General features: G+C 70.3%; 20 protein-coding genes. 1 reads left to right on the top strand and 19 read right to left on the bottom strand.

Annotated elements, in window-relative coordinates; translation table 11 throughout:
- Positions 1-15: 15 nt before the first annotated feature.
- Positions 16-1,668, bottom strand: coding sequence for an L-glutamate gamma-semialdehyde dehydrogenase (gene pruA / locus ACFMRZ_RS34685; protein ID WP_400182404.1), 1,653 nt, complete (start codon positions 1,666-1,668; stop codon positions 16-18).
- A 78-nt stretch (positions 1,669-1,746) separates the two neighbouring features.
- Here pruA and ACFMRZ_RS34680 point away from each other — a divergent pair, with 78 nt between their 5' ends.
- Positions 1,747-3,381: a PucR family transcriptional regulator gene (locus ACFMRZ_RS34680; RefSeq protein WP_400182403.1), complete on the top strand. Its 1,635-nt coding sequence runs from the start codon at positions 1,747-1,749 to the stop codon at positions 3,379-3,381.
- A 111-nt stretch (positions 3,382-3,492) separates the two neighbouring features.
- On the opposite strand, the gene ileS is transcribed toward ACFMRZ_RS34680, so the two are convergent.
- From ileS to ACFMRZ_RS34590, 18 genes are all read right to left on the bottom strand, one after another.
- Positions 3,493-6,666, bottom strand: a complete 3,174-nt coding sequence (gene ileS, locus ACFMRZ_RS34675; RefSeq protein WP_400182402.1) for an isoleucine--tRNA ligase — start codon at positions 6,664-6,666, stop codon at positions 3,493-3,495.
- A gap of 339 nt (positions 6,667-7,005) precedes the next feature.
- Positions 7,006-7,209 (bottom strand): hypothetical protein, encoded by a 204-nt coding sequence (locus tag ACFMRZ_RS34670; protein ID WP_280275459.1) that lies wholly within the window; start codon positions 7,207-7,209, stop codon positions 7,006-7,008.
- 113 nt (positions 7,210-7,322) lie between these two features.
- Entirely contained in the window at positions 7,323-8,153 is an 831-nt protein-coding gene (locus ACFMRZ_RS34665) for a DivIVA domain-containing protein (RefSeq protein ID WP_280364385.1), read from the bottom strand.
- A 79-nt stretch (positions 8,154-8,232) separates the two neighbouring features.
- Positions 8,233-8,529 carry a YggT family protein gene (locus ACFMRZ_RS34660; protein WP_400182401.1) on the bottom strand — a complete coding sequence of 99 codons (297 nt, stop codon included), beginning with the start codon at positions 8,527-8,529 and terminating at the stop codon, positions 8,233-8,235.
- Between the two features lie 125 nt (positions 8,530-8,654).
- Positions 8,655-9,446 (bottom strand): cell division protein SepF, encoded by a 792-nt coding sequence (locus ACFMRZ_RS34655; protein WP_280275456.1) that lies wholly within the window; start codon positions 9,444-9,446, stop codon positions 8,655-8,657.
- Between the two features lie 189 nt (positions 9,447-9,635).
- Positions 9,636-10,385, bottom strand: coding sequence for a YggS family pyridoxal phosphate-dependent enzyme (locus tag ACFMRZ_RS34650; protein WP_400182400.1), 750 nt, complete (start codon positions 10,383-10,385; stop codon positions 9,636-9,638).
- A gap of 155 nt (positions 10,386-10,540) precedes the next feature.
- Entirely contained in the window at positions 10,541-11,275 is a 735-nt protein-coding gene (gene pgeF, locus ACFMRZ_RS34645) for a peptidoglycan editing factor PgeF (RefSeq protein WP_400182399.1), read from the bottom strand.
- A gap of 180 nt (positions 11,276-11,455) precedes the next feature.
- The gene (gene ftsZ, locus ACFMRZ_RS34640; RefSeq protein WP_400182398.1) at positions 11,456-12,682 is read right to left on the bottom strand and encodes a cell division protein FtsZ; all 1,227 of its coding nucleotides are present in this window, start codon (positions 12,680-12,682) and stop codon (positions 11,456-11,458) included.
- Positions 12,683-13,040: 358 nt separating this feature from the next.
- Complete coding sequence (locus tag ACFMRZ_RS34635; protein WP_400182397.1) at positions 13,041-13,745, bottom strand: cell division protein FtsQ/DivIB; 705 nt, start codon at positions 13,743-13,745, stop codon at positions 13,041-13,043.
- Complete coding sequence (gene murC / locus ACFMRZ_RS34630; protein ID WP_280275480.1) at positions 13,742-15,187, bottom strand: UDP-N-acetylmuramate--L-alanine ligase; 1,446 nt, start codon at positions 15,185-15,187, stop codon at positions 13,742-13,744. The genes ACFMRZ_RS34635 and murC overlap by 4 nt, the downstream gene beginning before the upstream one ends.
- Positions 15,188-15,225: 38 nt before the next feature.
- Positions 15,226-16,407 (bottom strand): undecaprenyldiphospho-muramoylpentapeptide beta-N-acetylglucosaminyltransferase, encoded by a 1,182-nt coding sequence (gene murG, locus ACFMRZ_RS34625; RefSeq protein WP_280275451.1) that lies wholly within the window; start codon positions 16,405-16,407, stop codon positions 15,226-15,228.
- Positions 16,404-17,894 (bottom strand): putative lipid II flippase FtsW, encoded by a 1,491-nt coding sequence (gene ftsW, locus ACFMRZ_RS34620; protein ID WP_280275450.1) that lies wholly within the window; start codon positions 17,892-17,894, stop codon positions 16,404-16,406. Before ftsW ends, murG begins: the two co-directional genes overlap by 4 nt.
- A complete protein-coding gene (gene murD, locus ACFMRZ_RS34615; RefSeq protein ID WP_400183040.1) occupies positions 17,891-19,339 on the bottom strand; it encodes a UDP-N-acetylmuramoyl-L-alanine--D-glutamate ligase in 1,449 nt (482 codons plus the stop codon). Before murD ends, ftsW begins: the two co-directional genes overlap by 4 nt.
- A 49-nt stretch (positions 19,340-19,388) precedes the next feature.
- On the bottom strand, positions 19,389-20,465 hold the full coding sequence (mraY, locus tag ACFMRZ_RS34610) for a phospho-N-acetylmuramoyl-pentapeptide-transferase (protein WP_187684008.1): 1,077 nt from the start codon (positions 20,463-20,465) through the stop codon (positions 19,389-19,391).
- Entirely contained in the window at positions 20,462-21,949 is a 1,488-nt protein-coding gene (gene murF / locus ACFMRZ_RS34605; RefSeq protein ID WP_400182396.1) for a UDP-N-acetylmuramoyl-tripeptide--D-alanyl-D-alanine ligase, read from the bottom strand. Before murF ends, mraY begins: the two co-directional genes overlap by 4 nt.
- Complete coding sequence (locus tag ACFMRZ_RS34600; RefSeq protein ID WP_400182395.1) at positions 21,946-23,529, bottom strand: UDP-N-acetylmuramoyl-L-alanyl-D-glutamate--2,6-diaminopimelate ligase; 1,584 nt, start codon at positions 23,527-23,529, stop codon at positions 21,946-21,948. The genes murF and ACFMRZ_RS34600 overlap by 4 nt, the downstream gene beginning before the upstream one ends.
- 332 nt (positions 23,530-23,861) lie before the next feature.
- On the bottom strand, positions 23,862-25,751 hold the full coding sequence (locus tag ACFMRZ_RS34595; protein ID WP_400182394.1) for a peptidoglycan D,D-transpeptidase FtsI family protein: 1,890 nt from the start codon (positions 25,749-25,751) through the stop codon (positions 23,862-23,864).
- On the bottom strand, positions 25,748-26,920 hold the full coding sequence (locus tag ACFMRZ_RS34590; protein ID WP_400182393.1) for a hypothetical protein: 1,173 nt from the start codon (positions 26,918-26,920) through the stop codon (positions 25,748-25,750). The genes ACFMRZ_RS34595 and ACFMRZ_RS34590 overlap by 4 nt, the downstream gene beginning before the upstream one ends.
- Positions 26,921-26,961 lie beyond the last annotated feature (41 nt).

Raw genomic sequence — 26,961 nt, 5'->3', positions numbered from 1 at the left:
TCCCGGTGGCCGTACTCACGACCGCTCCGAATCCGGTGCCTGGTGCGGGTATTCGTGCGTCACGGGCGGGACGAACGTCTCCTTCATCGATCGCGGGGAGACCCAGCGCAGCAGGTTCAGCGGCGAACCGGCCTTGTCGTTGGTGCCGGAGGCGCGGGCGCCGCCGAACGGCTGCTGGCCGACCACGGCGCCGGTCGGCTTGTCGTTGACGTAGAAGTTGCCCGCCGCGAAACGCAGGGCCCCGCTTGCCTTCTCGATGGCCGCGCGGTCGCGGGCGATGATCGCGCCGGTCAGCGCGTAGGCGGCCCCGGTGTCGACCAGGCGCAGCGCCTCGTCGAAGGCATGCGGGCGGGAATCGTCGTATACGTGCACCGACAGGATCGGGCCGAAGTACTCGGTGCGGAACATCTCGTCGCCGGGATCGTCGCCGAGCAGCAGCGTCGGTGACACGAAATAGCCGACGGCGTCGTCGTACGAGCCGCCCGCCGCGACGGTCACGCCCGGCGTCGCCTTGGCCCGCTCGATCGCGGCGGCGTTGCGGTCGAAGGCGCGCCGATCTATCACTGCCCCACCGAAATTCGCGAAATCGGTGATATCGCCGTAGGACAGCGACTCGATCCGGCCGATCAGCTCCTCCCCGACGCGATTCCACACCGAGCGCGGGACGAACGCGCGGGACGCGGCCGAGCACTTCTGGCCCTGATACTCATAGGCGCCGCGAATCAGCGCCGTCATCAGCGTCTCCGGGTCGGCCGAGGGATGCGCGAGCACGAAATCCTTGCCGCCGGTCTCCCCGACCAGCCGCGGATACCCGTGGTAGCGGTCGATATGGGCGCCCACCTCCCGCCACAGGTGCTGGAAGGTGCGGGTGGAGCCGGTGAAGTGGATACCGGCCAGCCGCGGGTCACGCAGCGCCACCTCCGACACCTCCGGGCCGTGCCCATGCACCAGATTGATCACACCCGGCGGCAGCCCGGCCGCCTCCAGCAGCCGCATCGTGTAATAGGCGGCGAGGGCCTGGGTGGGCGAGGGCTTCCACACCACCGTATTGCCCATGAGAGCCGGTGCGGTGGGCAGGTTTCCGGCGATCGCGCTGAAGTTGAACGGGGTGATCGCGTAGACGAAGCCCTCCAGTGGCCGGTAGTCGCTGCGGTTCCACACACCCGGGCCGGATTCCGGCTGACCGGCCAGCAGTTGCCGCGCGAAATGGACGTTGAAGCGCCAGAAGTCGACCAGTTCGCAGGGCGCGTCGATCTCGGCCTGATACGGCGACTTGGACTGGCCCAGCATCGTCGCCGCGGCGACGGTCTCGCGCCACGGCCCGGCCAGCAGGTCCGCGGCGCGCAGGAATACCGCGGCGCGCTCGTCGAAAGGCAGTGCGCGCCAATCGGATGCGGCGCGCACGGCGGAGTCGACGGCGTCCCGGGCGTCGGCCGATTCTGCGACGCCGAAGCTGCCGAGCACCGCCCGGTGCGCGTGCGGCTGCACGACATCGACGCGGGCGCCACCGCCGGGGCGGTGCTCGCCGTCGATCACATGACAGATGTCGGTGGGGGTATCGGCCAGTTCGCGCAGTGCGGCCCGCAACCGGACGCGTTCCGGGGTGCCGGGCGCGTAGGAGTTGACGGGTTCGTTGGACGGCGCGGGGACCGTGGTGATCGCGTCCATGCAGGAAATAAACCCCATCCACGCCGGGAGCGGATTGTTCGATCGGACGAATTGCGCCGGATACTTTCGTCCGATTGAATGAAGAACGTGACCCACGCCATACCGCTGTCGGACGTGCTGACGGCGCTGACCAGCTCCGTCGTCACACTGGTGGACGCGCCCGCCGGCGAGGACGTGCTGGTCGGTTCCGTGGCGTTCATGGACATCGACGACCTGACCATGGACATGCCGCCCGGCCGGGCACTGCCGGAGGTGTACCTGCAGGTCGGCGTGGGTGACGACGATGCCACGCGCTGGGTGCGCGACCTGGGCGAGCGCTGCCCGGCCGAGCACCGGCCGCGGGTGGTGTTCTCCAAGAGCGTCTCGGCGCGGTTGCGCGAAGCCGCCCACGAGTCCGGGATAGCGCTGGTCGAGGTCCATGCCCATGCCCGCTGGGAGATAGTCCACGCGCTGATCGAACGGATCACTGGGCACGGGCCACGGGCCGCCGTGGAATCCGTGCCCGCGCTCGACACCGACCTGTTCGGGTTGGCGCAGTCGGTGGGCGAGTCGACCGGGGGGCTGGTGACCATCGAGGACGACCAGTCCCGGGTGCTGGCGTACTCGGCCGACAGCACGGCCTCCGCCGACGCCGTGCGCCGGCTGTCGGTGCTGGGGCGGCAGGGCCCGGCCGGGTACCTGCACTGGTTGCAGCGCGCGGGCGTATTCGATCGCCTGCGCAATTCCGGTGAGCCCGTGGAGGTTCCGGCCCAGCCGGAATGGGAGACGCGGCGGCGCTTGGCGATCGGGATCCGCGAGCCGGGGCGCGACGGGCCGCGCGCACCGGCCGTACTCGGCACGATCTGGGTACAGGAGGCCACCGAGCCCCTGCGCGCGGACAGCGACCGGGTCCTGCGCGGCGCGGCTTCCATTGCGGCACGGGTGATCTGGCGTACGCGCCACGCTCCGACGACCGACGCGCTGCTGATCCAGCGGCTGCTCGGCGCGCACGGCGGCGACGTCGACCTCGCCGCCTTCGCCGAGACGTTCGCCATGGCGGCCGACGGGCAGGCCGCCGTGGTCGGGTTCGCCCCGCACGGGTCGAAGAACGCGGCGGCAGCGCTGCCTCGCGGCACGGTCACACTTCGCTTGCACGCCAGTGCCTTCCGGCAGGACTGTGTGACCACCCGGATCGGCGACCGGCTGTACGTGCTGTTCCCCGAGCACCGGTCGGTGGACCGGGTGACCTCGTGGACCCGGCAGGTCATCGAGCAGCTCGCCGAGGGGTCCGGGCTGACGCTGCGGGCAGCCGTCGCCGCCCCGGTCGCCGGACTCGCCGACGCGGCCCGGGCGCGCGCCGAGGTGGACCGCGTCCTGGACCGCACCGCGAATCTGCCTGCGGCCGAGCCGGTCACGACGCTGGCCCGGTCTCGCACCACCGTGCTGCTCGCGGAGATCCTGACGTTGATCGCCGACCGTCCGCAGCTCCGCGATCCCCGCCTGGACACCCTCGTCGACTACGACACCACCTACTCCGCCGAGCTGCGCGCCAGCCTCGACACCTACCTCACCCACCGCGGCGACGTCCGCGCCGCCGCCGCCGAACTACGCATCCACCCCAACACCCTCCGCTACCGCATCCGCCGCGCCACCCAGCTCATGGGCATCGACCTCGGCTCCGCCCCCGACCGTCTCCTGCTGGAAATCCAACTGGCCGTGCACCGGTCGGGCTGACGACATCGGCAGCAGGCCGGGACCGCGCGAACCGGCCTGAGCGGACGCAAATCGTTGCCGCGCGGCATTTTCCGCCGCGGCGAACTCGACTGTGTCCGCTCAGGCCGGGCCTCACGCCTTGGTGATCGAAACCCGCACGCCCCCCGCCACTTCGGCGGCGTCCGGGCCCGGGTCGCCGAAGGTGAGAGTGGTGGCGAGGACCTCCCCGGCGATCAGGTCGCGGTGGGTTTCGGCCCACTGCTTGTGCGCGGCGGGGACGTCGAGGACCAGGGTGATGCGGTCGGAGACGTCCAGGCCCAGGGACTTGCGGGTCTCCTGGAGGTCGCGGATGAGGTCGCGGGCCCAGCCCTCGGCCTCCAGCTCCTCGGTGACCTCCGAGTTCAGCACCACCAGACCGGCATTGCCGGGCAGCGCGGCGGTGGACTCCGGCTCGGCGGCCACCAGCCGCTGGGTGTACTCCTCGGGCAGCAGTTCCACGCCGGCCGCGCTGACCACACCCGCCGGACTCTCCGACCACTCCCCGGCCTTGACCGCCTTGATCACCGTCTGCACGGTCTTACCGAGCCGCGGCCCGGCCGCCCGCGCGTTGACGACCAGCTCGAACCGGCCGTGCGCGGCGACATCGGTGGTCAGATCGACCCGCTTGACGTTCACCTCGTCGGCGACCAGGTCCGTGAACGGCACGAGCCGGTCCGCGTCCGGCGCGGCGATGGTCAGCTCCGACAACGGCAGCCGCACGCGCAGGTGCTGGGCCTTGCGCAGGCTCAGCGCCGTCGAGCACACCGCACGCACCTCGTCCATCGCCGACACCAGCTCCGGATCCTTCGGCAGCTCGGTGGCGGCGGGCCAGTCGGTCAGGTGCACCGAGCGGCCGCCGGTGAGTCCGCGCCAAACCACCTCGGTGATCAGCGGCAGCAGCGGCGCGGCCAGCCGGGTGGTCACCTCCAGCACCGTGTGCAGGGTGTCTATGGCGTCGCGGTCCTCGTCCCAGAACCGCGAACGCGACCGGCGCACATACCAATTGGTGAGCGCGTCGGCGAAGGTGCGCAGTTCGTCGCAGGCGGCGGCGATGTCGTAGACCTCGAGCGCCTCGGTCATCGCATCCCGGGCCGCGGCCAGCTTGGCCAGGATGTAGCGATCCAGCACATGCGGTGAATCCGTGCGCCACACACCGGGTTTCGACGCGTACAGCTGCAGGAACGTCCACGCGTTCCACAGCGGCCGCAGCGCGTGGCTCACGCCCTCGCGGATGCCGCGCTCGGTGACGATGAGGTTGCCGCCGCGCAGCACCGGGGACGCCATGAGGAACCAGCGCATGGCGTCGGAGCCGTCGCGATCGAACACCTCGTTGACGTCGGGATAGTTGCCCTTGGACTTGGACATCTTCAGCCCGTCGTCGCCGAGCACGATCCCGTGCGCCACCACGGATTTGAACGCCGGGCGGTCGAACAGGGCCGTGGACAGCACGTGCAGGTTGTAGAACCAGCCGCGGGTCTGCCCGTTGTACTCGACGATGAAATCGCCGGGGCTGTGCGCCTTCTCGTCGTGGGTGCCCTCGAACCACTCCTTGTTCTCGAACGGGTAGTGCACCTGCGCGTAGGGCATCGACCCGGACTCGAACCAGCAGTCCAGCACCTCCGGCACCCGCCGCATCATCGACTTGCCGGTCGGGTCATCGGGATTCGGCCGCACCAGCTCGTCGATCGCGGGGCGGTGCAGATCCTTCGGCCGCACGCCGAAGTCGTGCTCGAGCTGATCCAGCGAGCCGTACACGTCCACGCGCGGATACTCCGGATCGTCGGACACCCACACCGGGATCGGCGCGCCCCAGTAGCGATTACGACTGATGTTCCAGTCCCGCGCGTTCTCCAGCCACTTGCCGAACTGGCCGTCGCGGATGTGCTCGGGCACCCAGGTGATCTGCTGGTTCAGCTCCACCATCCGGTCGCGGAACTTGGTCACCGCGACGAACCAGGACGGCACCGCCATGTAGATCAGCGGCCGGCCGGAGCGCCAGCTGTGCGGGTAGGAGTGCTCGATCGTCTCGTGCCGCAACAGTTTTCCGGCGGTCTTGAGGTCCTTGATGATGACCGGATTGGCGTCGAAGATCATCTGGCCCTCGTACGGCGGCACCATCGAGGTGAACTTGCCGCCCTGGTCCAGCGGCTGCACGAGCTCGATGTCGTTGGCCGCGCAGACCTCCATGTCCTCCTCGCCGAACGCCGGCGCGAGATGCACGACGCCGGTACCGGAGTCGGTGGTCACGTAATCGGCCTCGAGGACGCGGTGCGCGTTCGGGTGTCCCAGGAAGAAGTCGAACGGCGGACGGTAGCGCAGGCCGACCAGCGCGGCGCCCGAATACTCCGCGCGCACCCGCGGCTCGTCGCCCAGTTCGCGGGCGTAGTGCGAAACCCGTTCCGACGCCAGCAGATACCGCTTGCCGTCGCCGCCCTCGACGTGCACATAGGTGATGTCGGGATGGACGGCGACCGCCAGGTTGGACGGCAGCGTCCACGGCGTGGTGGTCCAGATCAGCGCGTGCGCGCCATCCAGCTCGTGCAGGGGGTGGTCGGCGGGCACGGTCAGCGTCATCTCGACCGTGACGGCCGGATCCTGCCGCATGCGATAGGCGTCGTCCAGGCGGGCCTCCTGGTTCGACAGCGGGGTCTGCTCGTACCAGCTGTAGGGCAGCACCCGGAAGCCCTGATACACCAGCCCCTTGTCGTACAACGACTTGAACGCCCACATCACCGACTCCATGAAGTCGGGATCGAGGGTCTTGTAGTCGTTGTCGAAGTCGACCCAGCGGGCCTGACGGGTCACATACGCGCGCCACTCGTTGGTGTAACGCAACACAGACGATTTGCACGCGGCATTGAATTCCGCGAGTCCCATCTCATCGATCTGTGATTTGTCCGTGATACCGAGCTGCTTCTCCGCTTCGATTTCCGCGGGCAGTCCGTGCGTGTCCCAGCCGAAGCGCCGCTCGACCTTCTTGCCGCGCATGGTCTGAAAGCGCGGGATCAAATCCTTCACGTATCCGGTGAGCAGATGGCCGTAATGCGGCAACCCGTTGGCGAACGGTGGTCCGTCGTAGAAGACGAACTCCGGTGCGCCGGAACGATTCTCGACGCTGGCTCGGAAGGTGTCGTCGGCGGCCCAGTAGTCGAGCACGCGCTGCTCCAGGTCGGGGAACGACGCCTGGCCACCGGAACCGAGAGCGGCGCGCGGATAGGCGGGGACGGGCTCGGGGACGGCGTTGCTGGGGGATGTCTGATCCGCCATGTCGGGCAGTGGTCTCCTCGTGCCGACGCGCCGGTGGGGCGCGTAACCGGTGGGCACGGGGACGATTCCGGCGCCGGTGCGCCGAGACCGCGGTACCACCCCGCTTGTCCGGGCGTCGCGCCGTCGTGCGGCCCGCGCCGAGACCTCTCGTCGTGAGCTGTGACGGGCTCACCCGTTCGGTTCTACTGAGCGCCGAGACCGGGCCGTAGGCCGCGGCCGATGCTGTTCTTCCGAAGGCTCCCCGGTGATCGCCGGATCAGTGCCGATGTTCAGGTTTGATTGTAGCCAGCGTGGGCAATGTTATTTCCGGGCCCCATCGGCGTGGCCCGTCCCCCATGCTCATCGCCGGGCGTGGCGACCGGGACGCGAGGACTGATCGTCGTCGTCGGAGTCGCGCATGGACAGCGCGCTCACCAGCAGCAGCACGGCGCCGACGACACACACCACGATGCACCCCCAGGCCCAGATCACCGAGCCGGTGGTCAGCGCCGTCACCAGCAGGGCGAATCCGATGGCGGCCAGGACGAGCGTCAGGACGAGCATGGTCACCCCCTACGCGGGCCAGGTGGCTCGACGAGCTTGCATACCACACGACAGCACGGCACCCCCGAATCCGGCACAGCCGCGGAGCCGGCGGAAATCCGAACGGAACGAAACTACTTGCCGCCCTGGGCGAACGACGCGGGCGCGTGGTTGTTGGCGCCGTCGAAGGTGTCGCCGCCGTCCACCGGAACCGCCGAACCACGGTTTTCCAGCTCCTCGAGCTGCGACTCCAGGTAGGACTTCAGCCGCACCCGGTACTCCCGCTCGAAGGTCTTCAGCTGCTCGATCCGGCTCTCCAGCACGCTGCGCTGCTGGGTGATCGTCGCCATGATCTCGGTGTGCTTGCGCTCGGCGTCGGCCTGCAGGGCGTCGGCCTTCTCCTTGGCCTGACGCAGCTGGTTGTCCGAGCGGGTCTGCGCGTCGGAGAGCATGGACTCGGCCTTCTGGCGCGCCTCGGCGATCATGCCCTCGGACCGGGTGCGGGCGTCGCTGACCAGTCGCTCCGAATTTGCCCGCGCGTTCGACAGCAGGTTCTCGGCCTCGGTCTTGGCGTCGCTGGTGAGCCGGTCGGCCATCTCCTGCGCCAGGCTCAGCACCTTCGCGGCCTGTAGGTTCGCGTCCGCGGCGTCCTTCGGCGAGGCGGGCGGGGCGGCCTGCACGACCGGCGCCGGCGGCGGCACGGGGACCGGTTTGGGCGGTTCGGGCTGCGGCGGAGCCGGTTTCACGGCCTGCGGCGCCGGGCGCGGCGCCTTCTTGGCCTCGGCCAGCTCGGAATCCAGCTCGGCAACCCGCTGGCGCAGGTCGGCGTTCTCCTCGATGAGGCGTGAGAGCTCCTGCTCGACCAGGTCGAGGAAGGCGTCGACTTCATCCTCGTTGTAGCCGCGCTTCCCGATCGGCGGTTTGCTGAACGCGACGTTGTGCACATCGGCTGGGGTCAGCGGCATGGAAGGATCCCTTCACGCTTCGTACGGAGATCTAGCGGTAGATCTGGCAAGCTATTGTTCTCGGCCCATTCTGTCACACCTAGGCGACCGGCTGCCCGAGCCTACTGGTCACCGACATCAAGATGAACACGATGAAAAGCAGCACCATAATCGACAGATCGAGGCGAATTCCACCCAGGTTCACCGGCGGTATCAAGCGCCTCAGGAGTTTCACCGGTGGGTCGGTGATCGTGAAGATCACCTCCAGGACGACGGCAACTACGCCACGCGGATGCCAGTCACGCGCGAAGTTGCGGATGAACTCGACGATCACTCGGCTGATCAACAACAGCCAGAAGAGGAACAGGAGTACATACAGCACCTGGAACAAGGCCACGTGACCACTTTGCCTCAGAATCGGTGTCCTGCAAACTCCCCGCGCCGTCGGACCGCGGCGTCACTCCCCCGATCGCGGCGTGTCGACCGGGGGCGCGGCCGCGACGCGACTCCCCGGCGGCAACGCTATTTCTGGTTGTAGAAGCCGGTTTCGGCGATCCGGCGGCGCTCCTCGGCCGATACGTCGACGTCGGCCGGTGAGAGCAGGAACACCTTGGTCGCGACCTTGTCGAAGGAGCCGCGCAGCGCGAACGCCAAGCCGGCGGCGAAGTCGACCAGGCGGCGGGCGTCGGCGTTGCTCATCTCGACCAGGTCCATGATCACCGGCGTGCCGTCGCGGAAACGCTCACCGATGATGGCGGCCTCGGCGTAGGTCCGCGGGCGCAGCGTCGTGATCTTGGACAAGGGGCCTCCGTCCTCGAACACCGGCGCGCGGCGCGGTGCCGGCTCGAAACGGGCCTGTTCCTCCAGTCGCCGCTCCTCCATCCGGCGCTCGACCTCCGGGTCGACCGCCAGCGCGCCGTGCGTGGTGCCGCGCACCATCGGCGTGCCGCCGCCGAGCCGGTCCATCCCCCGCCCACGGCCGGACGGACCGGCGTCGATGCGGGTGGGGCGGCGCGGCGGCTCGTACCGGTCGTCGGCGTAGGAGTCCTCGACGTAGTCGTCGCGGCGGGCGACGGTGTAGCCGGGACGGTAGGGCGCCTTGTACGACGGCTCCGCGTAGCCGGGCTCGTCGTCGTAGCGGTCGTCGCCGAACCGGGAACGACCACTGTCGTAACGGGATTCGCCGAAGTCGCGCGGCCGGCGCGCGCTTCGGTCCTCGATCCCCCGAGGGCCGCGGTCGTCGACGTAGTCGTCTTCGTATTCCTCGAGCGGAACCATGCCGAAGTAGGCCTTGAACCTATGCAGCGTGCTCATGCGTCCACCTCGCTTGCACTCGACCCCAGCACGAGCACGCTCGTGGCTGCGCTGACATCTCGCTCGCTGCGCTCGCTCATCCTGGTCGACCTTCCTACGGCACCCGGTTGGCGTGGGGTGTTGAAGTCCTGCTCAGTTCTCGTCAGTCCCCAGCATAATGTTTCGAATGTGACTGATGAGGTTTGTTTGCTATCCCGAGGTTATCGGTCGAGCGCCCATCAAGGCGGTACCGACACGCACGCACGTGGAACCGTGTCGGATTGCGATCTCCAGGTCACCGGACATGCCGGCGGACAGTTCGGTGGCCTCCGGATGGTCCGCACGCAGCCGGGCGTGCAGTTCGGCGAGGCGGGCGAACGCGGGCTCGGGATCGGCGTCCAGCGGCGGAATCGCCATCAATCCGGCCAATCGGAGGTGCTCCGTCTGGGCCACCTGTTCGGCCAGGCGCGGCAGGTCGTCCGGGGCCACGCCGCCGCGGGTCGGATCGCTGTCCAGGCTGACCTGGAGCAGGACCCGCAGCGGCGTGTCGCGCTGTCCGGCCTCGCGCGCCGCGGCGGTCCCGCTGTCCAGCGCCGCGGCGAGCCGTTCGCTGTCCACCGAGTGCACAGCATGGGCCCAGCGGGCGACGGATTTCGCCTTGTTGCGCTGCAGGCGGCCGATCATGTGCCAGCGCACGCCCGAAAGCCGTTGCAGGTCGGCCGCCTTCGCCGCCGCCTCCTGCTCGCGTGACTCCCCGAATTCCCGTCTACCCAGGGCATATAGGTGCTCGACATCCGACGCCGGGAAGAATTTCGTTACCGGAAGCAGCGTGGTCTCGCCCGGATCCCGCCCCGCCGCTCGGCTCGCGGATTCGATCCGCTCCGTCAACTCGGCCAGGGCCCTCGACAGTTCGGTGGCCCGGACGGATTCCGCGGCGGCGGTGCCGGATTCGGCCGTCATAGAACAACTCCCTCGAATGCGAAACGGATCACGAATGTGCCGGGCGTGTCGATTGTCCATTTTCCGCCCATTTCACGGAATCACCTTCGATGATGCCCCCAAAAGAAGGGGCAGCCAGTGATACCGCGTTGCGGTGGGCAACCAGTAGCAGGCCCCTATTCCGATGAACCCGCGGACTCCATCCAGATGACGCCCGCGATGCGGCCGGTGGGCGCGCCGCGACGGTGGCTGAACAGTGTCCGGTCCTCGATGGTGCAGCGCGGGTCGACGGCGACGGCGCCGACACCGGCCTCCTCGAGCTGACGGCGGATGCCCGCGCGCAGATCGAGGCCGGGGGTGCCCTTCGCGGTGGTCGTGGCGCTGCCCGGCAGGTGGGCCGCCACGTCGTCGCGCATGGCCGCCGGGACCTCGTACTGCCGTCCGCTCGCGGCGGGGCCCAGGAATGCCCCCACCCGTTCGAGTCTCGCGCCCGCGCCGACCATGACCTCCAGAACCCGGGGCACGATGCCGATACGCGCGCCCATCCGGCCGGCGTGCACGGCCGCGATCACCCCGGCCTCGTCGTCGGACAGCAGGATGGGCACGCAGTCGGCCGTCAGCACCACCAGCGCCAGGCCGGGCACGGTCGTGACCAGCGCGTCGGTCACCGGCACCGGCTCCGGGCGGGGACCGTCCACCAGCTCGACGTTGCGCCCGTGCACCTGCTCCATCCAGACCAGCCGCTCCGGCGACAGCCCGATGCCCTCGGCCAGTCGTAACCTGTTGCGCCGCACCGCCTCCGGATCGTCGCCGACGTGGTCGCCGAGATTGAACGAGTCGTAGGGCGCCCGCGAGAAGCCACCGGCGCGCGTGGTGGTCACCCGCCGGGTCCGGACCGAAACAGTCGTCATACCCCTGAGGTTAGTAGCCACGCCGCGGCAACCATCCCACGTGCGCCGCCCCGCTCCCGCGAGCCGGATGCGACTCGCCACGAACCGGTGTCCGGTCCGGACAGGTCGCCGACACGAACACACCCGCTCCGGGGTCCGGAGCGGGTGTGTGGATCGGCGGAGCGGTGCCGGGATCGAAGGCTAGCGCCGCATGAACGAGGGCACGTCCACGTCGTCGTCGGTGTCCTCGTCCGGGGGCTGGATGTGCGTGCGGGAGTTGTGCGCGACCGTCGGATCGCTCGCCGGGCGGGACTCGTAGGAGGGCGCGGGGCCGCGCTGCACGGGCGCGGCGGCCGGGGCCGGTTCCGTCGACCGGGTGGATCCGAAGTCGGTGCTGCTGCGCGTCGCGGTCTGGCCGATCTCGCCCGCACGGGCCGAGCCGATGGTGGAACGGCCGGAGGAGTCGATGCGCCGAGACGGGGTGCCGCCGTCGAAACCGGCGGCGATGACCGTCACGCGCACCTCGTCACCGAGCGAATCGTCGATCACCGTGCCGAAGATGATGTTGGCCTCGATATGCGCGGCCTCCTGCACCAGCGAGGCGGCCTCGTTGATCTCGAACAGACCGAGATCCGAACCGCCCGCGATCGACAGCAGCACCCCGTGGGCACCGTCCATCGACGCCTCCAGCAGCGGCGAATTGATCGCCGATTCGGCGGCCTTCACCGAACGGCCCTCGCCGCGTGCGGATCCGATGCCCATCAGCGCCGACCCGGCACCCGACATGACGCTCTTGACGTCGGCGAAGTCGACGTTGATCAGGCCCGGGGTGGTGATCAGGTCGGTAATGCCCTGCACACCGTTGAGGAGCACCTCGTCCGCGGAACGGAAGGCGTCCATCAGGCTGACCGCGGCATCGCCCAGCTGTAGCAGTCGGTCGTTGGGGATCACGATCAGCGTGTCGCAGGATTCCCGCAGCCCCTGGATGCCGTTCTCGGCCTGGTTGCTGCGGCGCTTGCCCTCGAACGAGAACGGGCGCGTCACCACGCCGATCGTCAGCGCGCCCAGCTTGCGGGCGATGCTGGCGACCACGGGGGCGCCGCCGGTACCGGTGCCACCACCCTCGCCGGCGGTGACGAAGACCATGTCGGCGCCCTTGAGCACCTCTTCGATCTCGTCCTTGTGGTCCTCGGCGGCCCTGCGGCCCACCTCCGGATCCGCACCGGCGCCCAGACCGCGGGTGAGCTCGCGGCCGACGTCCAGCTTGACGTCCGCGTCACTCATCAGCAGCGCCTGCGCGTCCGTATTGACCGCGATGAACTCGACTCCCTTGAGTCCCTGTTCGATCATCCGGTTGACGGCATTCACGCCGCCGCCGCCGATACCGACGACCTTGATCACTGCAAGGTAGTTGTGCGGGGGCGTCATGGGCTCTCGCCTTCCTTCGATCTAAAGCCTGTCGTTTTCGGATTCTCGGCAGAACACCAACCGTTCGGTTCGAGCTAACCCGGGCTTTTCGATCGGGCAAACCCTAAACCTCAACAATAGGGTTAGCGTTATGTCAAGTATCCGACTGCTGCGGAACGCTATTCGCACCCGCCGCAATCCGCGCGCAGGCGCGCCGAAACGAGCGTGAGAATCTTGTGTGATCCGTCTCGTCCGAGCCCGCCCCGCATCGTATCGCGAACGGCCGCTCCGTGCGCCGCGAATCGTTCCCGGTGCCCGCGGAATTTCGGCGGCTGCCGGTGACAGTCACCGAAAACACCGAAGGCACAACGGGTATCACTCACTTTACCGTTACCAGATCGGGGCTGGACACGTCGAACACCGTGCCCGGCCGCGTCAGCACCGGCAACACCACTGCGGCCTTGCGCGCCGAATCGTCCGCACCACCCCACAGTACGGTGCGCCCGTCGGTGAGATTCAGTTCGATGTTCGAAACCGACCGTGCCACAACCTCTCCCACCTGCGCGCGCAGCTCCGGCGGAGCGGCGTCGAGCACCGCCACCGCCGCCCGAGTGACCGGGTCGCTACCACTCGGATGATCGGTCGAGAGCTTCGGCACGCCCGGGGGCGGCGGTTCGACCGCGTATTCGACGCTGTCGACGTCGAGCAGATGCGAACCCTGCGGGCTGTCGTAGAACAGCACCGGAGTGCGCTCCTCGACGGTGATCCGCACGGTTCCCGGAAACTCTCGTTGCACGCGAGCGGAATGAATCTTCGGAATGCCCGCCACCCGCCGCGCCACCGCGTCGGTATCGATGCGCAACATCGATCGTCCCTCGGGAATTCGCACCACCTCCCGCACCTGCTCCTCCGGAACGGTCACGAGGCCCTCGATGCGCACGGTGCGCGCCGAGAAAACCGGCGTGAAATAGGCGACGGCTATCGCGACGATCAGCAGCGCCACTACGGGCAAGCCCCACAGCACAATTCGCCGGACCGGCAACTCGCGCAGCCGGTCCGCGCCGCCGATCCGCCCGCCGCTCACCGTCCCGCCGGCGGCCGCACCCGCAGCCCGTCGAGGATCTGTCCCCCGAGCATGGTCACGTCGCCCGCGCCCATGGTGATCACGACGTCGCCGGGGCGGGCCAGGCTCGCGGCCTGACGCCCGACCCGCGACATGTCCGGCTGATAATGCACCGGCTTGCCGACAGCCTGGGCGACCAAGGCGCCGTTGACGCCGGGCAGCGGCTCCTCGCGGGCGCCGTAGACATCGAGCACCACCACCTCGTCCGCCAGGTCGAGCGCGGCGCCGAATTCGGTGGCGAAGGTGGCGGTGCGGCTGTACAGGTGCGGCTGGAACACCACGATCACCCGGCCCTGGCGGGAGCGGGCGCCGTCGGCGGCCTCCTGCCGCACCAGTTCGGCGGCGGCGCCGAGCACGGCACGCACCTCGGTGGGGTGGTGGGCGTAGTCGTCGAACACCCGCACCCCGTTCTCGCGGCCGACGAACTGAAACCGCCGGTGCACTCCCCCGAAACCCTCCAGGCCCTGCAGCAATTCGTCGACCGCGGCCCCGGTCTCGCGGGCGGCCAGCAGCGCGGCCAGCGCGTTCAACGCCATGTGGCGGCCGGGCACCGCCAGCCGCAGCGTGCGCGGCGCGGGCTCGTCGGAGAACTGGAAGGTGACCACGCCGCCGACATCGCGCGGCTCCCACGACAGCATCCGCGCACCGGCCGAGACGGGCGCGCCGGGCAGCTCGCCGGAACCGTAGCCGAGCACGCGGATATCCAGGTCCCCGGCCGCCTGCCGCGCGGCGACCCGCTCGGCCAGCGCGTACGAGCCCGGATCGTCCAGGCACACCACCAGCAGCCCGCCGGGCCGCAATCGCGCCACGAAATCGTCGAAGACCTGGACGTAGGCCTCGTCGGAACCGAAGAAGTCCAGGTGGTCGGATTCGATATTGGTGACGACCGCGACGTCCGGGTCGTACTGCAGCAGCGAGCCGTCGGATTCGTCGGCCTCGGCCACGAAGAAACCGCCGCTGCCGTGATGGGCGTTGGTCCCGGCCTCGTTCAGCTCGCCGCCGACCGCGAAGGACGGGTCGAGTCCGCAGTGCTGCAGGGAGACCACCAGCATCGAGGTCGTCGAGGTCTTGCCGTGGGTGCCCGACACCAGCAGCGTGCGATGGCCCCGCATCAGCTCGGCGAGCACGGTGGGGCGCAGCAGCACGGGCACCCCGCGCCGCTTCGCCTCCACCAGTTCGGGATTGGTCTTGGGGATGGCCGCGTAGGTCGTCACGACCGCCGTCGGCCCGCCGGGGAGCAGATCGAGGGCGGAGGCGTCGTGTCCGATGCGCACCTGGGCGCCGCGGGCCCGCAGTGCGAGCACGCCGCGACTCTCCTTGGCGTCGGATCCGGAGACCGCGCCGCCGCGCGAGAGCAGGATGCGGGCGATGCCGGACATCCCGGCGCCGCCGATGCCGACCATGTGCACGCGCCGCAGCAGCGGCGGTAGTTCCTGTTCCGTCACCGGCCGGCCACCTCCACCACAATCCGCGCCACCGTGTCGGCGGCCTCGCGATGGCCCGCCCCGGCGGCCGCGGCCGCCATGCCCGACAGCCGCCCCGGATCGGTGAGCAGCGGAATCACCTCGTCGATCACGTATTTCGCGGTCAGTTCCGAATCCGGCACAATTCTGCCACCACCCTGGGCCACGATCGGGCGGGCGTTGAGTTCCTGTTCGCCGTTGCCGTGTGGCAGCGGGACGTAGAACGCGGGCAGGCCGACCGCCGACACCTCGGCCACGGTCATGGCGCCGGATCGGCACACCGCCGCGTCGGCGGCGGCATAGGCCAGGTCCATTCGAGACAGATAGGGCAGCGCCACATACTTCGCCGCGCCCTGCGGATCGACACCCGTGATCTCCAGGGTGTTCTTGGGGCCGTGCGCGTGCAGCACCGACACCCCGGCCGCCGTCAGCTGTGTCGCGGCGGCCGACACCGCCTCGTTGAGCCGTCGCGCTCCCTGCGAGCCGCCGAACACCAGCAGCACCGGACCCTCGGCGGGCAATCCGAAATGGGCGCGGGCCTCCGCGCGCAGCGCCGCCCGGTCCAGGGTCGCGATGGTCTCGCGCACCGGGATTCCCACGATCTCCGCGTCGCCGCGGCCCCGCGCCCGCACCCCGGAGTTCGCCACCGCGGCCAGCACCCGGGCGGCGCGACGCGCGCCCACCTTGTTCGCGATGCCCGCCTTGACGTTCGCCTCGTGCACCACCACCGGCACGGACCGCCGCCGGGCACTCCCGAGCGAAACACCGCGCCCGGCCGCGAGATACGCGGGCAGCGCGACATAGCCGCCGAAACCGACGATCACGTCCGCCTCGACCTCCTCGATCACCGCGCGGGTGCGCGCCACCGCCGACCGCACCCGCGCGGGCAGCCGCAGCAGATCGCCGGACGGCTTGCGCGGCAACGGCACCGGCGGAATCAGTTCGAGGGGATATCCGCGTTCGGGGACCAGCGCGGTCTCCAATCCGCGTGCGGTGCCCAGCGCGGTGATCCGGATCGAGGGGTCCACCCGGCGCAGCGCGTCGGCGACCGCCATCGCGGGTTCGATATGGCCGGCGGTGCCCCCGCCCGCGACTATCACCGAGAGTGCCCGTCCCCCAGGTCTTTCCGTCTCGGACCTGACGCTCCCGCCGGTTGTCACCTCGAATTACCCCGTTCTCTCGCATGTGTCATCGGATAGCTCGGTTCCCAGGCGCGCGTCGAGCGCCACGAACTCGTCGTGCGGCTCTCGCGCCGGCCCGTATCCGCCGCCCGGCGCCGGGCGGAATCCGAATCTATCGAGCGGCGCTGCGGCGGTTCCGAACCACCCCGCCGACCGCTGCCGCGCCGGTCGCCCGGGGCCAGTTCGCGCCGTGGCGGCGCGGCGCGCAGACCCGAGCGGCCGCGCGCGGCCTGGGCCCGCGCCGCGGAGTACATCTCCGGCCTGGGCAGCCGCAGCAAGCGGCTCATCCGGCCGTCCTGTCCGGCGTGCAGCGCCGCCACCGCCTCGGGTTCGTGCCGGGCGGCGCTGGCGATGATGCCGAACATCAGCAGCGTGATGGCCAAGGACGACCCGCCCGCCGACACCAGCGGCAACTGCAGACCGGTCACCGGGAGCAGCCCCACCACATAGCCGATGTTGATCAGGGCCTGCCCGGTGATCCAGAAGGTCGCGGTCGCGGTGAGCAGCCGTAGGAACGGATCCACCGAGCGGCTCGCGATCCGCAGCCCGGTGTGCGCGAACAGCGCCAGCAGGCCCAGAACCAGTGCGCAGCCGAGGAATCCGAGTTCCTCGCCGATGATCGCGAAGATGAAATCGTTGTGCGCGTTGGGCAGATAGCTCCATTTGGCGCGGCTCTGCCCGAGCCCGCGGCCCCAGATGCCGCCGTCGGCGAGCGAGAACAGCGCCTGGCGCGCCTGATAGCCGATACCCTGCGGATCGTCGCCAGGATTGAAGAACGCGCGCATGCGGTCGGAGCGATACCCGGCCGACAGCGCCAGCACGCCCGCGGCGATCACGCCCGACACCGCGATGGTCACGAACAGCCGCACCGGCAGCCCGCCGAACCACAGCAGCGCCGCCAGGATCAGGCCCAGCGCGATGGTCGTCGACAGGTTCGGCTCCAGCACCACCAGCAGGCACGCCAGCAGACCGGCCGGCACCAGCGGCACCATGATCTCTTTGTAGTTCGCCTGCTCCGAGCGCCGCGCCGCGAGCAGGTGCGCGCCCCAGATGATCAGCGTGACCTTCACGACCTCCGACGGCTGCACCGAGGCGAACCCGAGATCGAACCAGCGCCGCGACCCCTGCACCTGCGAGCCGATGCCGGGAATCAGCACCAGCACCAGCAGCAGCACCGACCCGGCGAACAGCGGGAACGACAGCTGCCGCAGCCGCCGCAGCGGTAATCGCAGCGCCAGATAGAACAGCACCGCGCCGATCGCCGCGAACAGCGCCTGCTGGATGAACAGCTTGTAGGCCGACCCGCCGTCGGCGTAGGACTCGACGCTGGACGCCGACAGCACCATCACCAGCCCGAGCGTGGTCAGCAGGGCGGCGATGGTGACGATCAGATGGAAGTCGGCCAGCGGGCGCGCCAGCCAGGCACCGAACCAGGTTGCGGTGGGCTTGCGCGCCTTTTCGGTCACTGCGGGCTCCCGATATCTTCCTCGTCGAGCGCCTGCACCGCCGCGACGAAACTGCGTCCCCGGTGGGTGTAGTCGGCGAACATGTCCAGTGAGGCCGCGGCGGGCGCCAGCAGCACCGTGTCCCCGCGGCGGGCGTAACCGGCGGCGAGCCGCACCGCCCGCGCCATCACCGCGTCCGCCCCATTGATCTCGGACGTGAGTTCCACACCCATCACAGCATCGTCACCCGAACCCAGCTCGACCACGGGGACATCGGGCGCGTGTCGCGCCAACGCCGCGGCGACGACCGGGGCGTCCTGCCCGAACAGCACGGCCGCCACGAGCCGATCCGCGACCTCTTCGACCAGATCGTCGATGTGCGCGCCCTTGAGCTGACCACCGGCCAGCCAGACCACCTGCGGATGCGCCAGGATCGAGGAGCGCGCGGCGTGCGGGTTGGTGGCCTTGGAGTCGTCGACGAAGGTCACCCCGACCAACTCGCGCACCAGCGCGGCGCGGTGCGGGCCCACCTTGTGCTCCTGCAGGCCCTCCTTGACGAATTGCGGTGCCACGTCGATGGATCGGGTCAGCGCCGCCGCGGCCAGGGCGTCGGCCACGCCGGCCGGTCCGGCCGGGCTGATGTCGCCGGTCTCGGCGAGGATCGCCGCCTTGGTGAACGCGCGGTCGAGCAGCTTGCCGTCGACCACACCGAGTTCGCCGTCGGCGGGCACGCCGATCCGGAAGCCGACGGTGCGGCGCGCCTTGGACTTTCGGGCCAGCGCGGCGGCCACCGGATCGTCCAGGCCGACCACGCCGACGCGGCCGGTCAGCGCCCGCGCCTTGGCGGCGGCGTAAGCGTCCAGGCCGCCGTGCCAATCCAGGTGGTCCTCGGCGACATTGAGCACCACGCCGGCCTCCGGGCGCACCGACGGCGCCCAGTGCAGCTGGAACGACGACAGCTCCACGGCCAGCACCTGCGGACCGGGGTTGCGCCGCAACGCATCCAGGATCGGCAGGCCGATGTTGCCGCAGGCGACGCTCGGGATACCGGCCGCGCGCAGGATGGCGTGGGTCATCTGGGTGGTGGTGGTCTTGCCGTTGGTGCCGGTGATCACCAGCCACTTGCGCGCCGGGCCGTACAGCCGGGCCTGATCCACCCACCAGGCGAATTCGACATCGCCCCAGACCGGGATGCCCTCGGTGACCGCCGAGACCAGCACCGGCGAGTCCGGCCGCCAGCCCGGGCTGGTGATGACCAGCGCGAACCGGTCCAGCGCGGCGGGCTCGAGCAGTTCGTCGCCGGTGGCGGTGGTGAGTCCCAGTTCGGCGGCCTCGGCCATCGCCTTCTCACCGGCGTCGGTGACCACGGGCCGGGCCCCGATATCGCGCAGCGGCTCGATCAGCGACCTGCCCGACACCCCCCATCCCGCGACGAGAACGTCACGGCCACGCAGGAATTCGAGCATGGGGCCCGGTGAACGCAGGGCCCGCGGAGTGTGTTCGACCATCGCTGCTTTACCCGACCTGAGAGAGATATTCGCTGTAGAACAATCCCAGTCCGACTGCCGACGCTATGGCCGCGAGCAACCAGAACCGAATGATCACCGTAGTCTCTGCCCATTTGCTGAGTTCGAAGTGGTGGTGGAACGGCGCCATTTTGAACAATCGGTTCCGGGTGGTGCGGTACACCGCGACCTGCAGCACCACCGACGCCGTCTCGGCCACGAACAGCGCGCCGATCACGATCATCAGCAGTTCGGTGCGCGTGGTGATGGACAGCCCGGCGAGCAGGCCGCCCAGCGCCAGCGAGCCGGTGTCGCCCATGAAGATCTTGGCCGGAGCCGCGTTCCACCACAGGAATCCGATGCAGGCGGCCGCTCCGGCGGCACAGACCAGGGCCAGGTCCAGCGGGTCGCGCACGTTGTAGCACCCCGCCTCGGCGTGCGTCGAGCAGGCGTTGCGGTACTGCCAGAAGGTGATGATCACGTAGGAGCCCAGCACCAGGCTCATCGACCCCGCCGCCAGTCCGTCGAGTCCGTCGGTCAGGTTCACCGCGTTCGACCAGGCGACCACCACCAGGCAGACGAAGGCCAGGAAGATGATGACACCCATCGACACCGTGGTGATGTCGCGGACGTAGGACAGGTGGCGACTGGCCGGGGTCTGCTTGTTCGCGCCGGGGAACTGCAACGCCAGCACGCCGAAGATGACCGCGGCGGACAGCTGCCCGAGATACTTCCCCGCCGCGGTGAGCCCGAGATTGCGCTGCTTGCGCAGCTTGATGAAGTCATCGATGAAGCCGACCGCGCCCAGCGCCGTGGTCAGCGACAACACCAGCAGGCCCGAGACGGTCGGCCCCTCGGCCTCGTACCCGATACCGATCAGGTGCGAACCCCAGTACCCGGCCCACAACCCGACCAGGATCGCCACGCCGCCCATGGTGGGGGTGCCGCGCTTGGCCTGATGGCTCTCCGGCCCGTCGATGCGGATCTCCTGGCCGAAACCGCGCCTGGCGAACATCCGGATCAGCAACGGCGTCAGCAGGATCGACACCGCCAGGGCGATCGCCGCCGCGAACAGGATCTGTCTCATACCGCCGCCTCCGTGCCTGCCCCGGGAGCCGCGATGAGGTGTTGCGCGACCGCCCACAGCCCGGCCGAGTTCGACGCCTTCACCAGCACCACATCACCCGCCGCGATCTCGTCGTCCAGCACCGCGATCGCGGCCTCGATATCGGGGACGAGGACCGATTCCTCACCCCACGAACCTTCCATCACCGCACCCTGGTGCAGCGCGTGCGCCGGACGCCCGGTGCCGACGACGATGAGCCGATCGACGTCCAGGCGCACCGCCAGCCGGCCGATGCGGTCGTGTTCGATGACCGATTCCTCGCCCAGCTCGGCCATCTCGCCGAGCACCGCCCAGGTCCGGCGGTCGGTCTCCTTGGCCATGCTCACCAGCGCCTTGAGCGCCGCGCGCACCGAATCCGGGTTGGCGTTGTAGGAATCGTTGACGACGGTGACGCCGTCGGCGCGGGTACGCACGTCCATGCGGTGCGCCGAGGCGATCCGCGCGCCCGACAGCGCCCGCGCCACCGTCTCGGGGTCGGCGCCGCACTCCAGCGCGACGGCCGCGGCCGACAGCGCGTTGCCGACCTGGTGCTCGCCGTGCACGGCCAGCCGGACCGGCACCTGGAAGCCCTTGGCGTGCAAGGTGAATCGGGCCCGCGCGTCGCCGTCGAGGGCGACGTCGGTGGCCCGCACGTCGGCGCCGGTCGACTGACCGACGGTCACCACCCGAGCGTCGGTGCGGCTCGCCATGGCCGCCACGTTCGGGTCGTCGGCGTTGAGCACCGCGACGCCGGACGGCGGAAGCGCCTCCACCAGTTCGCCTTTGGCCTGCGCGATCGCCTCGCGGCTGCCGAACTCGCCCAGATGCGCGGTGCCGACATTGAGCACCACGCCGATGGTCGGCGGGGCGGTCTCGGTGAGCGCCTTGATGTGTCCGGGTCCGCGCGCGGACAGCTCCAGCACCAGGAACCGGGTCGCGGCGTCGGCACGCAATGCCGTCCACGGGTGGCCCAGTTCGTTGTTGAACGAACCGGGCGGGGCGACGACCGGGCCCAGCGGGGCCAGCACGCTCGCCAGCAGATCCTTGGTGGAGGTCTTGCCCGACGACCCCGTCACGCCGACGACGGTCAGCCCGCCCGCCACCAGCCGGTCGATGTTCGCCCGGGCCAGCTTCGCCAGCGCCGCCAGCACGGCCGCACCGGAACCGTCGCGGTCGTGTGCCAGCGCCATCGCGCGGCTCGGCGCGGCGCCCGCGGGCGTCACCACGATCGCGGGCACACCGACCGGGCGCGCCGCCAGCACCGCCACCGCGCCCGCGGCCACCGCGGCGGCCGCGAAGTCGTGGCCGTCACTGTGCTCGCCCGGCATCGCCAGGAACAGGTCGCCGGAATTGATTCGGCGCGAATCGAATTCGACCGCACCGGTCACCGTCACCGCGGGGTCGGGTACATCGTGCAGCGTGCCGCCGACGACGTCCGCGATCTCCCGCAGAGTCATCTCGATCATGAAACCGTCAGGTCCTTCGCTTTCCGTGAAAGGGCCTCCGCCAGCACCTCGCGGTCATCGAACGGATACTTCACACCCGCAATCTCCTGCCCAGTCTCGTGTCCCTTGCCCGCCACCAGCACGACGTCACCCGGTCGGGCCCAGTCCACGGCGGCGGTGATCGCCGCGGCGCGGTCGCCGAGCTCGACGACCTCGCCGCGTTCGGCCTCCGCGATGCCCAGCGCGCCACCGCGAATCGCCTCGCGGATGACCGCCGGATCCTCGCTGCGCGGATTGTCGTCGGTGATGATCAGCAGATCGGCGCCGCGGGCCGCGGTGGCGCCCATCAGCGGGCGCTTCCCGGCGTCGCGGTCGCCGCCCGCACCCACCACCACGGCCAGCCGCCCGCCGGAACCCTTGATGTATTCGCGCAGCGTCGCGATCACCGACTCCACCGCGGCCGGCTTGTGCGCGTAGTCCACGACGGCGAGGAAGTCCTGGCCCCGGTCCACGCGCTGCATCCGACCCGGCACGTCCACGTGCGCCAGCGCCGCCGCCGCGGTCGCCGCGTCGACGCCCGCCGCCTCGCACACCGCGACCGCCAGCAGGCCGTTGGCAATGTTGTAGCTGCCCGGAAGCCGCAGTCGCACCGGGATTTTCACGTCCTGCCGGGCGGCGGTGAAGGTCTGCTCGCCGCCGTCGGCCGACGCACCGAGCGCGAGCCAGTCGGGGGCGGCCTCACCGGTCGGGCTCGCCGCCGTCGCCACGGTGACCACGGGCGTGCGGCCGCCCACCTCGCGCGCCAGGCGGCGGCCCCACGCGTCGTCGACGCAGATCACGCACTGCTGGGCGGCCACCGGCGACTCGGGCTCGAACAGTCGCCGCTTGGCCGCGAAATAGTCCTCGAAGTCGGCGTGAAAGTCCAGGTGGTCCTGCGACAGATTGGTGAACGCGCCCACCGCGAACCGCACCCCGTCGACCCGGCCCAGAACCAGCGCGTGGCTGGACACCTCCATCACCACCACCTGCACGCCCTGCTCGACCATCAGCGCGAACATCGCGTGCAGCTGCGGCGCCTCGGGCGTGGTCAGCGCGCTCGGCACCCGGCGGCCGCCGATGCGGGTCTCGATGGTGCCGATCAGCGCCGTCTGCCGGCCGGCCGCGGCCAGGCCCGCCTCCACCAGATACGACGTGGTGGTCTTGCCGGAAGTGCCGGTGATGCCGAGTACTTGCAAGCGCTGTGACGGGTTGCCGTAGATCGCCGCCGACAGCTCGCCCAGTATCGCGCGCGGATCGTCGTGGACCAGCACGGGCACATCCAGCGCGCCGATCTGTTCGGCCCCTGCGGGATCGGTGAGCACCGCGACCGCACCCTGTTCGACAGCGGCGGCGGCGAATCGGGCGCCGTGCGCCCGCGCCCCGGCGAGACCGGCGAACAGATCGCCCGGCCGCACGGCGTTAGACCGCTGTTCGATGCCGGTGACCGCGATGTCGGCGAGATCGCGACTCGGGCGCGCGCCCGTGAGCTCGACGACCGTTCGCAGCGCGGTGGACGGCGGCGCCGCGGGACGCAGGACCTGCGGGCTGGGCTGCACGGGCACGAAGCTCCTCTCGATGTATGCGGTTCTGCGGTGCCGTCTCCCCCGGAACGGATCGGATCGACGTGTCAGGTTACCGCCAGGCCGACGCTGCGGGTTCCCGGCCATACCGGTTCGGTCCGCCCGGCTCGGTCACCGGTCCTGTTCCCGGTGCCGGAACGGGTTCCGAGCCTGCTCCACGGGTTGCCACCGCCGTCCGGGCAGGCTGCGGAGCACACCTGGCGCATCCCGTCCGACCCGTTCGGGAGGCATGCGGCGACCGCGTGGCACGCGGGGCGCGCCGAGGGGGTCCGCCGATCCGGCCGACGGGTACCGTTGCATCAGGCGAACCATTCTCACATCGCTTGCAGGACAAGGGGCTTGGCGGGCGGGGAGGGCGGGATCCGGTCGCGCTGCAGCGCCCAGGAGGCGATGTTGTGGAACAGCGGCGCGGCCGACTGCCCGCCGCTGCCGTCCGAGCTGCGGATCGGCGCGTTCAGCATGATGCCGACGACGTAGCGCGGGTTGTCGGCGGGGGCGATGCCGGCGAAGGTGATCCAGTAGCGGTCCGCGGAGTAGCAGCGGCAATTCCCGTCGATCTGCTGTGCGGTGCCGGTCTTGCCCGCCACCTGGTAGCCCTCGACGCCGCCGGAGGGCCCGGTGCCCTGTTGCACGCCCATCGGATCGCGCTGCACCACCGACTGGAACATGCCGCGCAGGGTCCGTGCGGTCTGCGGGCTGACGACGCGCACACCGTCGGGCTGCGGCTCCTCCTCGCGGTTGCCGCCCGGGCCGATCTCGGCCTTCACGATGCGCGGCGGCACCCGTACGCCGTCGTTGGCGATCGCCTGGTACATGCCCGTCATCTGCAGCAGGGTCATCGAAAGGCCCTGGCCGATAGGCAGGTTCGCGAAGGTCGAGCCCGACCACTGGTCGCGGGCCGGGACGCTGCCGCCGCTCTCGCCCGGCAGGCCGACGCCGGTGCGCTGCCCGAGCCCGAACCGCTTCAGCATGTCGGCGTAGCGGTCCTCGCCGACGCGCTGCGCCAGCATCAGGGTGCCGACGTTGGACGACTTGCCGAAGACGCCGGTCGTGGTGAACGGGGTGACGCCGTGGTCCCACGCGTCGTGCACGGTGACACCGCCCATGCTGATCTCGCCGGGAACCTGGTGCACCTCTTCCGGATTCGTGAGGCCGTACTCGATGGCCGAGGCCGCCGTGACGATCTTGTTCACCGAACCCGGCTCGAAGACGTTGGTGACCGAGGGGTTGCCCATCTGGGCGGAACCCCAATCCTTCGCGCCCAGTTCGGGATTGAACGTGTTGTCGTTGGCCATTGCGAGCACCTGGCCGGTGTGCGCGTCGAGCACGACGGCGGAGGCGTCCTGCGCGCCCGACATCTGCTTGGCCTGCTGGACCTGCTGCTGCACGTAGTACTGCAGATCCGAATCCAGGGTCAGCTCCACGGTCGCGCCGTCGACGGCCGGCTGGCGGTCGCGCTCGCTGCCGGGGATCACCGCGCCGTCGGAGCCCTGGTCGTAGGTGTGCGAACCGTCGGTGCCGGCCAGCTGCGAGTCCATCGAGGACTCCAGGCCGATGGCGCCGTGCCCGTCCCAGCCGGTCGCGCCGATGACGTTGGCGGCCAGCGAGCCGCCGGGGTAGTCGCGGCTGTCCTGGCGGTCCACCGTGATCTCGGGGTACTTCTCCTTGATCTCGGCGGCCACGCGCGCGTCGACATTGCGCGCCAGGCGGACATAGGTCTCGTCGCTGCGCAGCATGGCCAGCAGCTCCGATTCCTTCGGGGCGGCCGGGCCGAGCTTTTCGTGGATCGTCTTGGCGATCGCCTGCAGCCGCTGATCCGGCTCGGGGGCCTTGGCGGATTTCGCCCGCGCCTCGGCCAGCTCCTTACGCACCTGCACCGGCAGGAAGGTGAGTTCCTTGGTCGCGATGGTGAAGGCGAGCGACTTGCCGTTGCGGTCGGTGATCGGCCCGCGCAGCGCCGCGTCGGCGACGTGCACAGTACGCTGCCCGGCCGCCTCCGCCGACAACGACGGCGCGGAAACGGTTTGCACCCAAAGCAATTGGACCGCGACGACCAGCAGCGCCGCCATCATCAGAATCCGCCCCACCCCGAACCGAATCCGAGCCGAGGCATCCGCCGCAGTCTCGGCCACCCTCCTCGAGCGTTTGCGCGGCCCCCGCGCCGGCGCCCGCCGAGCCGCCGAGCGCCCACGAGCCGGACTCATCGCACCGCCCCACCCGCCGCGGGCGACTCGACGGACTCGGCCTCCGGCGCTCCGGCTACCGCCGGACCCTGCTGCCCCGCAACAGCTTCGGCTCCCGGCGAGGTACCGCTCGCAGCCGGTGCGGAATTCGCGGAATCGGTCGACGACCCCGGGACCGGCACGGCCCGATCAAGCGGCCCGGAAGCCGGAACTGTCTGTCCCGGAACCGAACCCGCAGACTGCGGGGTCGATTGGTCCGAAGCAACGGGCGCCACCGAGCCCTGCTCTGCCCCTACCGGGCTCCCCGTGGCCGGTGCGGCAGGCAACTGCGCCGGGGCGGGCTCGGCTGGGTCCTGCTGTTCCTGGTTACCGCCCGCCTGGGTCGGCGTTGCGGCCGCGTCTTCTGGTGCGGTGACCTGTCCCGCGACCGGGGCCTGATTCGCCCCGGGCGCCTGGTTGGCGCCCGCATCAGGGTTGGTGCCCGCACTCGGATTGGTGCCTGCAGCTGGGCTCGCGCCCGCGGGCTGGTTGGTGCCCGGGGTGGGGGTGGTGGTTACCGGGACGAGGCGTTCTCCTTGGGCCTGGACGAGTTTGGGGACGGCCGGGGAGGCGGAGGGGGTGGTGTTCAGGGGTGGGGCGGGGGCGCCCTGTTCGGGGGTTTCCTTGCCTATCACCGTGATTGTGCCGTCGGGGGCGATGAGCAGGCGCGACGGGTCCTTCGCGGGGATCATGCCGAGTTCGCGGGCTCGGTTCGCCAGTTCGGGGGCCGAGTCGGCGGCGGCCACCTCGCGCTGCAGGGCCGCTCGCTCGTCGCTGAGCTGGCGGTTGATGCGGCGGGCGTCGCCGAGCTGGTAGCTGTCCTCGGCGGCGTGGGTCGTCAGGAGCAAAGTGACCATCAGGCCGCCGGCCAGCAGGGCGATGATGCCGGTGACGAACGGCAACCGGCCCGCCATCGCGGACGCGGCCCGGCCCGGCAGCGGCGGCAGGCCGCCGCCCTGGACGCGGTTGCGGCGCCGGGCGTAAGCGCGCTGCGCCGCACCGGATTTCACCCGCTCGGCCTGCTCCACCCGCTGCGGCGCGGCCTTCTCGCCGCGCCGCGGCATGACCTGCGCGGCTCGCTGCTCCGCGGTCTTGGCCGCCCGCCGGGACGACTCCCGCCGCGGTGCGTCCACCCGTGTGCGCACGCTCATATCTCCGCCTCCCCTACTGCGTTCAACCCCGTCGGCCGGCT

The organism is Nocardia sp. N2S4-5 (assembly GCF_044628355.1).
Taxonomy (GTDB): Bacteria; Actinomycetota; Actinomycetes; order Mycobacteriales; family Mycobacteriaceae; genus Nocardia; species Nocardia wallacei_B.
Note: the sequence above shows the minus strand (reverse complement) of the source record. Positions and strands in the feature narration are given on the sequence as shown.